Annotated in this window: 7 protein-coding genes and 1 tRNA gene; 3 read left to right on the top strand and 5 right to left on the bottom strand. The window is 63.6% G+C overall.

Going from position 1 to position 12,734, the window contains the following annotated elements:
• Positions 1-166 precede the first annotated feature (166 nt).
• Positions 167-901 carry a hypothetical protein gene (locus MJ601_RS20650; RefSeq protein WP_242130277.1) on the top strand — a complete coding sequence of 245 codons (735 nt, stop codon included), beginning with the start codon at positions 167-169 and terminating at the stop codon, positions 899-901.
• A gap of 265 nt (positions 902-1,166) precedes the next feature.
• On the opposite strand, the gene MJ601_RS20645 is transcribed toward MJ601_RS20650, so the two are convergent.
• From MJ601_RS20645 to MJ601_RS20625, 5 genes are all read right to left on the bottom strand, one after another.
• Positions 1,167-2,411: a tyrosine-type recombinase/integrase gene (locus MJ601_RS20645; protein ID WP_242130276.1), complete on the bottom strand. Its 1,245-nt coding sequence runs from the start codon at positions 2,409-2,411 to the stop codon at positions 1,167-1,169.
• Between the two features lie 198 nt (positions 2,412-2,609).
• Positions 2,610-2,685: transfer RNA gene (locus MJ601_RS20640), tRNA-Thr, on the bottom strand.
• 69 nt (positions 2,686-2,754) lie between these two features.
• On the bottom strand, positions 2,755-4,134 hold the full coding sequence (locus tag MJ601_RS20635; RefSeq protein ID WP_242130275.1) for a phosphotransferase family protein: 1,380 nt from the start codon (positions 4,132-4,134) through the stop codon (positions 2,755-2,757).
• A 90-nt stretch (positions 4,135-4,224) separates the two neighbouring features.
• Complete coding sequence (locus MJ601_RS20630; protein WP_242130274.1) at positions 4,225-5,007, bottom strand: IclR family transcriptional regulator domain-containing protein; 783 nt, start codon at positions 5,005-5,007, stop codon at positions 4,225-4,227.
• A gap of 27 nt (positions 5,008-5,034) precedes the next feature.
• Entirely contained in the window at positions 5,035-6,081 is a 1,047-nt protein-coding gene (locus MJ601_RS20625; protein WP_242130273.1) for a DUF7064 domain-containing protein, read from the bottom strand.
• A gap of 352 nt (positions 6,082-6,433) precedes the next feature.
• Here MJ601_RS20625 and MJ601_RS20620 point away from each other — a divergent pair, with 352 nt between their 5' ends.
• The gene (locus MJ601_RS20620) at positions 6,434-7,711 is read left to right on the top strand and encodes a PAS domain-containing protein (protein ID WP_242130272.1); all 1,278 of its coding nucleotides are present in this window, start codon (positions 6,434-6,436) and stop codon (positions 7,709-7,711) included.
• A 312-nt stretch (positions 7,712-8,023) separates the two neighbouring features.
• A complete protein-coding gene (locus MJ601_RS20615; protein ID WP_242130271.1) occupies positions 8,024-12,679 on the top strand; it encodes an NAD-glutamate dehydrogenase in 4,656 nt (1,551 codons plus the stop codon).
• Positions 12,680-12,734 lie beyond the last annotated feature (55 nt).

Here is a 12,734-nt window from a genome sequence, read left to right as displayed (position 1 = left end):
GCGCCTAAACCACGCTGCAGACAGAGTATTGCGTGCAATCATTCGATCAAAGGCCATGCACAACGTTGCGCTCGGTCCTCGATTATGATGGACTGAACGATAACCGCCCCCGGAGAGGAATGCGTGAAGCACGGCTGCTTTTTCCCATTTACCAGTTGTTTGCGACATGACAGTTGAACCCGAAGATCCGCCCTTTCATTTCGAGATCTGGCAAGGTCCCGGCCGCTCCTTCGGCGATGAGCCGAAGGCAATCTATTATGTCGAGAACCACAACGGCCAATGCAGCTACGGCGAGCTCGCGCTGGATTTTCAGATCGCGGCGACGGCACTTCTCGAGACCTATCGGAGTGAGCAACTTGGTAACTGGATGGCGCCAGTCGCGCACATGATCCGCCAGACGCTCGAACTGCGCATGAAGGCGCTGCTGAGTTCGATCCTGGCCCGCGACCCGGCCGTCGACAAGAAGCCGCTGGGTCAGCACGATCTGCTGCGCCTGTGGGGCGTGGCTTATACCTGGCTCCAAGCGAACGGCTTTCCGATTGATCGCGATGCGCGTCTTTCGCCAACGCTGCACTTGATCAGCGCCTATGATGCCATTGATCCGTCGGGCGACCTTTTCCGGTTTGGGATGTCGCGCAAGACGGCCTTCAAGAAGCAGAAAAGCTACGACCGTGTTGGCATTAACTACAAAGTAATGGCGCAGGAATTTGCCGACGCGGACGGCCTATTTTGCCATTGGGATGCCGCAGTGTTCCGGCTGACGATGGCCGAGGAGCATGGGTGGACCATGGACCCTTATTTCGAGGTCGATGATTTCCCAAAGGTCGAGCATCCGCCAGCTTCTGACTTATGCGGCGTTACCACTGCCGGTACGCGATCTGAAGAATGCGGATCCCACTAGTGGCCGCTTTCAGGTATCAAATTAGCGGCCGGGACTGACCGCTTATAAGGCGCGTAGCAGCCGCGGTGGTGGCAGGTTCCAGCCGAAACTGCCGTACAAAAACCTTCCAGCGAACGACTGACACTGGTCGGCAGCTACTGGAACCGGACCGTCAGCAGCTGGCCAATCATAATCAAGGCCTGAGTGTCGTGAAAGGGTCGAAATTTCACATTTCTTACGATCCGCTGCCCATCGCAGAACGCGTGGCATCTCTTATCCCCACCCCTCATTGACCAAACGCCGGGCGCAACACCTTCCGCTCGTCCTTCAGCCGATCCAGATAATCGCTCCACCATTGCGCCATTTCGACACGTTCATTCCAGAAAGCCCCGCGAGCATAAGCCGCTCGAACAGAATCCCGATCCTTGTGCGCCAAGGCCCGCTCGATCGCGTCTGGATGCCACTTCCCGCACTCATTCAGGAGAGTGGACGCCATGGAACGGAAACCGTGCGCCGTCATCTCGTCGCCTGAATAACCCAGCCGTCGCAAGCCCGCATTCACCGTATTTTCTGACATTGGATTTGCTGCGCTTCTGATCGAAGGAAAAACGTACTTTCCCCTCCCCGTCAGAGTCCTGATCTCCGCCAGGATCGCCAAAGCCTGCCGCGACAGAGGCACCTGATGTTCGACCCGTCCCTTCATCTTTGCGGGCGGAATACACCATACTGACTTCACCGCTTCGATCTCTGCCCATTCCGCTTTTCGGAGCTCACCCGGCCGAACGAATAGGTGCGCCGACAACTGCAGGGCCCAGCGCGTCAGCGGTTGCCCCTCATATCCATCAATAGCACGTAGCATTTCACCCGCTCGTTCCGGATCGAGAATGGCCGCATGATGCTTGACCTTGGGTATGGTCAGCGCACCCCGGAGATCGCGAGTGGGATCACCGGGCGCCAATTGGGATGCCACTGCATAACGAAAGACCTGCCCGATGAAATTCAGCGCACGTTTTGCGCTCTCGTGCCGCCCCTTCTTTTCGATTGGCCGCAGGGCCAGCAGCACCTCCATAGGCTGGATTTCGGAGACGGGCCGTTTCCCCAGCACAGGAAAGACGAGCTTGATGAACCAGCGCCTCTTTTTGATCGTCGCTTCAGCGAGCCCTTCACGCTCCTGCTTTTCCAGAAGCATTTCCGCGACCTTGGAAAAGCTGTTCTCCGCGCTGATCCTGGCGGCCGCCTTCGCCTTCTGTTTTTCGAGAGCGGGGTCCAAGCCAGCAGCATGCACCTCCCGCGCCTCGTCGCGCAATAAGCGGGCTCTCTTGAGAGAGACATCCGGGTAGGCGCCAAGGGAGAGCAACTTCTCGATCTTTTTGAACCGTCCTTGGGCATCAAGCCCGTCGATCCGAAATTTCAATCTCCATAGCCGGCTGCCATTTGGGCTGATCAGGAGGAAAAGGCCGCGCTCGTCAGCAACCTTGTATGGCTTGTCCTGCGGCTTCAGCCCCCTGATTCTCGTGTCTGAAAGCGCCATCCGTCGACCATCCCATCTGCCTCGTCCGCTTCCTGGGGGTATCGCGTTTCACGCTTTAGCCTCATACCCCTTACCGATACCCCCAATGGGGAACGGACAGGCATGGACGGCGACAAACGCACCTAGCCAGAAAGAGTGAATTTTTAGCAGATTTCCGCCGTTTTTTCAACCTGAAGTGAATGCTGGCGGAGAGGGTAATGGTGCCGCTTACGTGACTCGAACACGTGACCCTCGCATTACGAATGCGATGCTCTACCGACTGAGCTAAAGCGGCGTTAGGGCGGGCAGATAACAGCGCTTTGGGCGCAGGACAAGCGGGCAAATGCAATTCCTTCTTTCGCCCTCATTGCAAGGGCCCCAGGCTCGATCTGCTGAGGCCGCCCATGGCGTCCGCCATCAGGGCCGCGCTGCGGAGAGCGGCGGCATGGCACAGCGCGATCGCCTTTTCCTGACTGATTGATCCTTCGGCCAGTGCTTCGACAAAGGCTATCCGTCCCTGCTCAACCGATGCAAACGGGGTTCCCAGCGCAGCAGACAATTCCTCCACTTCACATGCCTGCCAGGCCGGACCGTAACGTTCATTGTCGCGCCACCATTTCACGAGCCGCGCCAGCCCCTTCGCCTTTGCCGAGGCCTGTTCGTCGGCAAGGCGCGGGACGATCACGCCGCGCAGGTCGTCGAGCGCAAGAGTGAAGGAGCGTTCGCGCGGACCGGGCGGCGCATCTGGCAACGCGACCTCCGGCAAGGAAATGCCCGCCGCCGCCGCCAGGCTCCCTGCCAGCACCTTGCGGTGGATGGTGGTGTAGATCATGTTCATGCCCAGATTGGGCGGCGGCGGCGCGGACGGATCGTCGTAGCGGCTGGTGAAAGCAAAGCCGGCCTCGAAGAATATCTGCCAGAAGCGCACGCGAGCCCGGTCCACAGGCACGCCGCCCGCCGCCTCATAGGCGGCGATCGCTTCGGGCATGGGCACGAACGGCTGGAACAAGGTCCTGATCCACAGCATGGCGATATCGGCCATCGGATCGCCATAATGGACGAGTTCCCAGTCGAGCAGCGCGCTGACCCGGCCATCGGCGAAGATGAAATTGCCCGGTCCCGCGTCGCCATGGACGATAGCCAACCGATCGGGTTCAGCGGGAACGTTCGCCTCCAGCCAGTCAAGCGTGACCGTTATCAGCGGATCGTCGCCAGCGGCCCGGTTGCGCGCCCGCAGGGCCGCGATCCGATCGCGGATCATGTCCGCGATGGGCTGCGGCACGCCCATATCCGCGATCGGACAGGCGTGGACGTCTATCGCGTGGAGCGCGGCGATCTGGGCCATATAGTCAGCCGCCACGATGCTTCTCTGCGCCGGATCGCGCAGCCTGTTGTAATTCGCCTCGCCCGCGACACGCTCGGCCAGCAAGGCCCGCCGTTCAGGCAGGGCAGCGATGAAGCGCGCGGTGCGGACGCCCGCATCTTTCAGCGGTCCCGACAGGGCGCGAAGGATCGCCGCCTCCCGCCGGAAGGCCGCATCGTCGCCCGCGCCCGCGCGCAGCACGTCATAATTCATATAGGCCTGATCCTCGCGCCCGTCGGGCCAGCGAAGCGAAAGCTCCGCCCCCTCGCGCGACGCGCCGCCGCCGCTGCGCGTCAGAATCGCCGTGATGGAGGCGCCCGTCACCCGTTCCACATCCGCCGCCAGCCCCGGCGGCAGCAGCGCTGACGGATCTTCGCTCAACGCAGTGCCTCCGGCGGGGAGGACGGGAGACGCAAGTGAACAGGGCTGTCGTGCATATGAAATCCTTACAAGTCCGGGCCAAGCCGGAAGTCAGTATAATATTTCCAGGGCGGCACCGAGTTCGGCCGCGGCTTCCCGAAGCGGTCCGGCCAATTTCTCCACAGCTTGCTCCAGTTCCATCACCTGGCGCATGAAGATGAAGTTCATCGCCGCGACGGCGCGTCCGCCCACCAGAACGGGCACGCCGATGGTGCGCAGATCAGGCTGCGCCGAAGCTGCGCGCCAGCGTGGGTCCATCACCGCATAACCGCGTGCGCGGATATCCTCGAACAGCTTATCGGCCGCCGCAAGATCGCGCGCGACCGCATTCCATTCCCCCGGCGCATCGACAAGGCGGGACAGGATGCTGACACGCTCCGCATCCAGACAGTAGGCCGCATAGGCAAGGCCCAGCGAGCTGGCCAGCACCGGCGCGGTCCATCCGGCCGGGCGGTTGAACGCCAGCCGCCCTTCTTTCGGGCTGTTGGCGATCGTCACCATGTCCGTGCCGTCGCAGATCGCCACATCGCAAGGCCAGCCGCAGCGCTGCTGGAGGCGCGCGAGCACTGGCTCGGCGCGGCGGGCGATCTCCGACGGCAGGCTGAGACCGGAGCTGAGTTCCCGGCTCTTGGGCGTCACGGCATAGAGATTGCCCTTGGCCGAACGATGCACATAGCCTGCGAACATCAGCGTCTCCAGCATCCGCACCAGCGTCGCGCGGTTGCATAACTGCTCGGCCTGGAGGTCGGCGAGGCGGCAAGGGCCAAGCCGGTTCACCGCCTCCAGCACGCGCAGCCCCCGGACGAGCGCCTCTACCGGCTCATAGGATGGCAAATCGCTCTCCTCCGCTGCGCTCGGCCGTCACCGGGCCGTCCGCAAGGCGCCGAGCATCCGCGAGAAATGGTCGACGCGCCAGCCATCCTGATCCTCGCCCCAACCGATCTTGCCATCATATTCCCAGCGCATCAGCGCATTGGACCCGGCGCCATGTTCGCACATATGGCTGACGGTGAAACCCTCGGCCTCCATGCTGCGCCCTTCCTCATCGACCAGCAACACCTCCATATGCTGGCTCCAGCCGGTGTCCTTGTCACGATAGTTGCGCATCCAGCTCTTCGCCTTGTCGAGCCGGGTGAAGCGGCCGTCCTTGAGCAACCAGCCCATGTTGAGCGGAGATCGGCCATAAGCATCGCCGTCCTGGGGGCGAACGAAGCTGAGGAAGCCGGTCTGGTCGTCGGTATGGCCGAAAATATACTGGATGCGGCCGCGCCCGCGTTCGCGCTCGATCTCGCGCCAGCGGGGGCCGCCGGGATGCAGCACGCGCGTTTTCGCTTGCCCCGCATATTTGGTGCTGGCCGCATGCGCTCCCTCGCGCGGTCCCCAGGTGCGGTCGCGCACCGACCAGCAGTCGATCGGGATTCGCTCGCCATAGAGGGTGAGTTCACCGGTGAAACGGCCGAGCTGGTCGATATGGGGATTGTCGACGCAGGGCGCCTCGCCGGGGGTGAAGCGGTGCGGCGGATGCGCGGCGTGGAATTCGAACTCCAGCGCGAAATTGCGTTCCGGGTCGCTATAACCGAGATGATAGGCCATCAGCGGCTCCAGCACCTTGAGCGAATAGCCCTGCGGATATTGGATATCGCGCATGTCGGGGTCCGGTCCCAGCGGCGTTTCCACATTCTTGTAGTAGATCAGCCGCGCCGGGTCCGCCCCGCGTGGATCCCAGGCGAAGATGCGGGAACGAACGAGGTCGCGATTCGGATAATAGGCCGTGTGCAGCCAGATGCCGATGCGGCGCCCTGGAATGTTGATCGCCCACCAGTTCGTCTCCAGGTCGAGCGGATTGTCAGACAGCTTGTGGTAATTATCGTCCTCTGGGGAAAAGGGCGTGTCGCGCGTGATCACCATATCTACGGCCTCCATTGCCTTGAGCGTTCAACCCCGCGCCTGGGTGAGCAGCGGCCATGACGCTTGCACAAAGAGGGCGCGACCAAACCCCGCCGATCCTCTTCCACGCATGCTGATCCTCTCCCAACGACGCCCATGAGTTCATTGTGTGAACTCTTTATATCACTCAATGAAGCATCTCTATCCCCGCTTGGCAAGACCCGAAAGGACGAACATTCCATTGTCCCGATCCCGCCCTACCTATCCAGCCGCTTCGGATCATCATTCTGCGCCGCCTTTACGGCATGTTTACCATCCCATGGCACTGTCGAGTCTCTGACAGATGGCGTTTGCCTGGGTTAAGGACCGATTGATGGACATTCTGCGGGGGCATGGCATCCCCAATGACCCGGAGGATTTCGATTTCGCCGATGATGCGGCCATCGAAACGCCGCCCCTGGTGGGTTCGGACGAACGCCGGATGCAGGTACGCGCCTATAATTATTGGGCCTCGCTGCTCGGCGATCGCAGCCTGCCCTCCATCGAAGACCTCAGTCCCCAGGATCTGGAAGATTTCGGCCCCTACAGCGTGCTGCTCGATTTCAGCACCGGCCTGGAAAATCCGGCTGTCGTCTATCTGGGCACGGCGCTGCGCCAGGAATGCGAGATCGAGGGGCCGATCCGGTTCATCAACGACGTGCCGGCCCGATCGCTGCTGTCGCGGCTGACCGACCATTATCTGCAGATCATCGCCAATGCCGCGCCCATCGGGTTCGAGGCCGGCTTCATGAACCAGCGGGGGTCCGAAATTCTCTATCGCGGCATTTTGATGCCCTTTTCTTCCGACGACCAGACGATCGACTTCGTGTTCGGCGTCATCAACTGGAAGGAAGTGGTGGCACTCAAGGTCAGCGAGGAAATCGACCGCGAGGTGGAGGAAGCACTCCGCATCGCACCCAGCACGCCCGCTTTTGCACCGATCTGGGCTGACGGCCCTGCCGCGGGCGAGGATGACGAAGATACGTTGGACCTTGGCGGAATGGAAAGCCCGGCCGAGGACGCGCCCCTCTCCGATTGGCTGGCGCTGGCGCGTGACAGCGCGGAAAAGGCCCGTACCAGCGAAGCACGCAGCCATGCCGCGCTCTATCGCGCCATCGGCCTTTCCTACGACTTCGCACTGGTCACCGTCGCCCGGCCTGACGAATATGCCGAACTGCTCGAAAATAGCGGCCTCAAGGTGCAAGCCCGCGCGCCGATGACGGCCGTGGTGAAGCTGGTCTTCGGCTCCACCTATGACAAGACGCGCATCACCGAATATGCGACGGCCCTGGAACATGCCCGTGCGCATGGGGTGGAACTCGGCACATTCGGCGACTATCTCGCCCGCTATGATGGCGGTCTCAAGGCGCTGGTCCGCGACGAGCGTGCCCAGCGCCGCAGCGACGATCCGGCCAGGCCCGATCGGCAGCAGACAGCCCGCGCCGCCATGAAATCGGCGGCGGCGATCGACCCGATCACCATCGCTACCGACGGGGACGGACTGGCCGTGGTCATTGCCCGGCGCGAAAAGGACGGTTCGCTGGTATTGGTGGGCGCCCTGCCCGAAGGATCGGACCTCAGCCAGCGCGCCATCATCGCTGCCGCGCTTTAGGATGTGATGTCACCTGCTTCGAAAATGCTCTAGTCGCGGCGGAAACGCACTTTATCGGCAGGAATGACTGTCCCGCATTGACAGAACGGGATCGCGAGCCGATTCCCTGGGCTATTCCTTTTGGCGCCGGATCGCCATGTTGCGCTGCACATATTGTTTCAACATTACGTAACTTTATTTCTTGTTCTGGGTTGAGCCTCACCACGCAGTGGCGCATAGTGAACGGCATCGATTGGGAAAGCCGCATGGGGTTCTTAAGCGGCTCTTCCGTTCCACCAGAGGCGGGGCGAACCCGCATGCAAGAGGTTGTTCATGACGGCATTGGCGGAGCCCAGGCAGGTTGATGTTTCCATTCGCAACGCGCTGGAAACGGCGCTGGAACGGGTGGCCCTGCCCGGCGAGAGCGAGGGGTTCGATTCCGGCGCGGCGCATGAGGCCGCCAGCTTCATCGCCCGCACCGCCGCCATCCGCAGATCCGGCCATGTCGTGATCGCCATGGAAACGCTGGGCGAAGGGGCCAGCGGACGTTTCATGCGCATCGCCATCATCAACGACGACATGCCCTTCCTGGTCGATTCCATCGCCAATGCGCTGGCGGGGGCCGACATCATCATTCACCGCCTGCTGCATCCGGTGCTGTCGGTCGCGCGTGACGGCGATGGCCATCTGAAGGCGATTCTTGACGACGAGGCCGCCGGCGCGCGCCGGGAATCCATGATCTATATCGAGGCCGACCGCGCCGACGCGAAGGGCCGCCGCGCGCTGGAGAAGGCCTTGCAGGACACGCTGGCCGATGTCCGCGCCGCCGTTGCCGACTGGCCGAAAATGCGCGAGGCGATGGGAGCGGATGCCGACGCGGTTCCCGATGAGGAAGGCGCAGCGCTGCTCCGCTGGTTCCTGGCCCGCCATTTCACCCAGATCGGCCATGAAGTGCGCCGCCGTGACGGCAAGGCAGATGTCCGGCTGGGCGTCTGTGGCCTGCAGGATCAGCCGATGCTGGCGCCCGCCACCCTGGAAGCCGCGTTCGGCTGGTTCGAGGAAGGCAAGCGCACCCCCCTCATCATCAAGTCGAACCGGCTGTCCAAGGTGCATCGCCCGGTTCTGCTAGACCTGATCATCGTGCCGGTGCGCGAGGGCAAGAATGTCGTCGCGCTGTCCATCCATGCGGGCATGTGGACCAGCGCGGCGCTGGCGGCGACGCCGGACAAGGTGCCGCTGCTGCGTTCGGCCCTCTCGGCGCTGATGGACAAGTTCGGCTTCGATCCCCATGGCCATGCGGGCAAGGTGCTGACCCATGCGCTGACCGCCCTGCCCCACGACATATTGATCGGCTTCGACCGCGAGACGTTGGAGCGGCTGGTGCTGACCTTCATGTCGCTGACCGACCGGCCGCGCCCGAAGCTGGTGCTGGGAACCAGCGCGCTCGCCCGTCACCTCTATGCGTTCGCCTGGCTGCCGCGCGAGGAACTGACCACGGCGCGTCGCGTCGCGGTGCAGGACATGCTCGCCCAGGCCTGCAACGGTCCGGTGCTGAGCTGGTCGATCGCGCTGGAGGAAAGCGGCCTCGCCCTGCTGCGCATCACCCTCGATCTGCGTGGCGAAGGGGTCGTGCCCGACGAACAGCCGCTTGACCGGCAGTTGAAGCAGATGGTGCGCGGATGGCTGCCCGCCGTGGAGGAAGCGCTGGCCGACACCGAGGAAGCGGGCCGCGCGGCCGCCCTTGCCCAGCGCTTCGCCGCCGGCTTCCCCATGGGCTATCGCAACGGCGCGGGACCGGTGGAAGCCGCGATCGACATTCGTCTGCTGCACGGCCTTTCCGGTCCCGGCGACAAGTCGATCCGCATCTACCGCAATGAGGAGGATGCACCCGAACGGCTGCGCCTCAAACTCTACAGCCATGACGCCATCGCCCTGTCCGAAGTCGTCCCCGCCTTCGAGAATTTCGGCTTCCGCGTGATCGAGGAGATGATGACGCCGGTAGAGGGCGGTGCTCTGGGCCATGTCCAGCGCTTCGTGCTGGAGCTGCCCGCGGGCGAGGATGCCGATGCGGTGATCGCCCGCGCCGACATCGTCACAGAGGCCATCGCCCAGGTGACCGAGGGTGTCGCGGAAAATGATCGCTTCAACGAACTGATCGTGACGGCGGGGCTCGACCAGCGCTCGGTGGTGCTGCTGCGCGCGCTGTTTCGCTATCTGCGCCAGACCGGCATGGCCTATGGCATGGCGACCTTTGCCGAAACGCTGCGCCGCGAACAGGGCATTGCCCGCCAGCTGATCGAATTGTTCGAGGCGCTGCACGATCCGCAGGCCAAGGATGGCGCATCCCGCGCCCAGGCGGCGCAGGCCGCCATCGATGAAGGGCTGGAGAAGGTCACCGCCATCGACGAGGACCGCGTGCTGCGCCTGCTGCGCGCCGTCATCACCGCGACATTGCGGACCAATTTCTACAGCGACGCGGCCAGCGAAGCCCTGGCCTTCAAGCTCGACAGCGCGCAGATTCCCGGCCTGCCCGCGCCACTGCCATGGCGCGAAATCTGGGTCTACAGCCCACGCGTCGAGGGCATCCACCTGCGTGCCGGGCCGGTGGCGCGCGGCGGCCTGCGCTGGTCCGACCGGCGCGACGATTTCCGCACCGAGATATTGGGGCTGATGAAGGCGCAGCGGGTCAAGAATGCCGTCATCGTGCCGACCGGGGCCAAGGGCGGCTTTTATCCCAAGCAGCTCCCCAACCCTCAGGCCGACCGCGACGCCTGGTTCGCGGAGGGCACCGAAAGCTACCGCATCTTCATTCGCTCGCTGCTTTCGGTCACCGACAATATCGTCAAAGGCAAGGTGAAGCATCCCGCGCAGGTCGTCATCCATGACGGCGACGACCCCTATTTCGTGGTCGCCGCCGACAAGGGCACGGCAACCTTCTCCGATGTCGCCAACGCCATTGCACTGGATCGCGGCTTCTGGCTGGGCGACGCCTTCGCCAGCGGCGGCTCCAACGGCTATGACCACAAGGCGATGGGCATCACGGCCAAGGGCGCCTGGATCAGCGTGAAGCGCCATTTCGCGGAAATGGGCGTCGACGTGCAGAGCGAGCCGGTGCGCGTCGTCGGCTGCGGCGACATGTCGGGCGACGTGTTCGGCAACGGCATGTTGCTGTCGAAGGCGATCAGGCTGGTCGCGGCCTTCGATCATCGCCACATCTTCCTCGACCCCAATCCCGATCCGGCCAGGTCGTGGGATGAGCGCAACCGCATGTTCCAGCTCCCCCGGTCAAGCTGGGACGATTATGACAAGGCATTGATCTCCAAGGGCGGCGGGGTCTTCCCGCGCTCGATGAAGAGCATCCCGCTGACCCCAGAGGTGCGGGAGATACTGGGCGTCAGCGACACGGAGATGGAACCGGCCGCGCTGATCTCCGCCATCCTCAAAAGCCCCAACGACCTGCTCTGGTTCGGCGGCATCGGCACCTATGTGAAGGCCGCCGCGCAAAGCCATGGCGATGTCGGCGATCCGGCCAATGACCGGCTGCGCGTCAACGCCGAACAGCTGCGCGTCAAGGTGGTGGGCGAAGGCGCCAATCTGGGCGTCACCCAAGCGGGGCGCATCGCCTTCTCGCTGCGGGGCGGGCGAATCAACACCGACTTCATCGACAATAGCGCGGGCGTCGATTGTTCCGATAATGAGGTCAACATCAAGATCGCGCTCAACAAGGAGATGGCGGAAGGCCGTCTGCCGTTCGACGATCGCAACAAGCTGCTGATCAGCATGACGGATGCGGTGGCTGACATCGTGCTGGAGGACAACCGGCTGCAGGCCCTGGGCCTTTCGATTGCGGAGAGAGGCGGGGCGGACGACCTTGCCAGCTATGTGCGCCTGATCGAAACCTTCGAGGAAAGCGGACGGCTGGACCGGCAGGTGGAAGGACTGGCCGCCAATGACCAGTTGCTGCGTCGCGGACAGGACGGCATGGGCCTGACCCGTCCCGAACTGGCGGTGCTGCTCTCCACCGCCAAGCTCGCGCTTCAGGACGCGATCGAGCATGGCGAGCTGGGCACCGATCCTTCGATGGGCAGCGAACTGGCGGCCGCCTTCCCCCCGGCGATGCAGAAAAAGGAAGCCGATGCTATTGCCGCCCATGCGCTGGCGAAGGAAATCATCGCCACCAAGGTCGCGAACCGCATCGTCAACCGGCTGGGCATCATCCACCCGTTCGAACTGGCGGAAGAGGAGGGCTGCTCGCTGGCCGACCTTGCCAGCGCCTTCCTGATCGCGGAGCGGCTCTACGATATCCGCAAGCTGTGGGAGGATATCGACGCGGCGGAAATGTCCGAAGCGGCCCGCCTTGCGCTGTTCGGCGACATTGCAGGGGGCATGCGGGCGCAGATCGCGGACATATTGCGCGCCCTGCCCACCGGCGCCCTGCCGCAGGCGGGCCATGCCGCATTGGCGAAGGGCGTCGAAAAGCTGGCGAAGAAGGTCGACGAGTTGCTGACCAGCGAGGCGCTTCGCCGGGTCGCCGCCGTCACCGACCGCCTGCTCGCGCTGGGCGCGCCGGAGGAACTTGCCCGCCGCACCGCCGGTCTGTTCAAGCTGGACGGCGCCGTCGGCATCGCCGCGCTGGCGGGGCGCCTGTCCGTGGACGAAATCGCTCTCACCCGCGCCTTCACCCATCTGGGCGAAGCGGTCGGCATCGACTGGGTCCAGTCCACCGCCGCGCGCATGGAACCTTCCGATCCCTGGGAACGGCTGCTCATCTCCGGCGTGGCCCGCGACATGCAGCAGGTGCGGCTCGATTTCCTGGCCCAGGGGAAGGGCAAGGACATTGCCGCCCATGTCGAGGAATGGCTAAAGGCCAAGGGTCAGCGCATCCAGCAGTTCCGCACCCTCGTCCACCGCGCCAAGGCGGCCGCCACGCCCAATGTCGCGATGCTGGCCGAAATCGCCGGGCAAGCGCGCGGCTTGCTGGGGCGGTAGACGCCTCTGTCACGGGACAACCGTCATTCCCGCCCTGCGCGGGAATGACGGCGAA

The organism is Sphingobium trunci (assembly GCF_022664535.1).
In the GTDB taxonomy this organism is placed as follows: Bacteria; Pseudomonadota; Alphaproteobacteria; order Sphingomonadales; family Sphingomonadaceae; genus Sphingobium.
The sequence above is the reverse complement of the archived record's forward strand: the minus strand, read 5'-3'. Positions and strand labels throughout refer to the sequence as shown.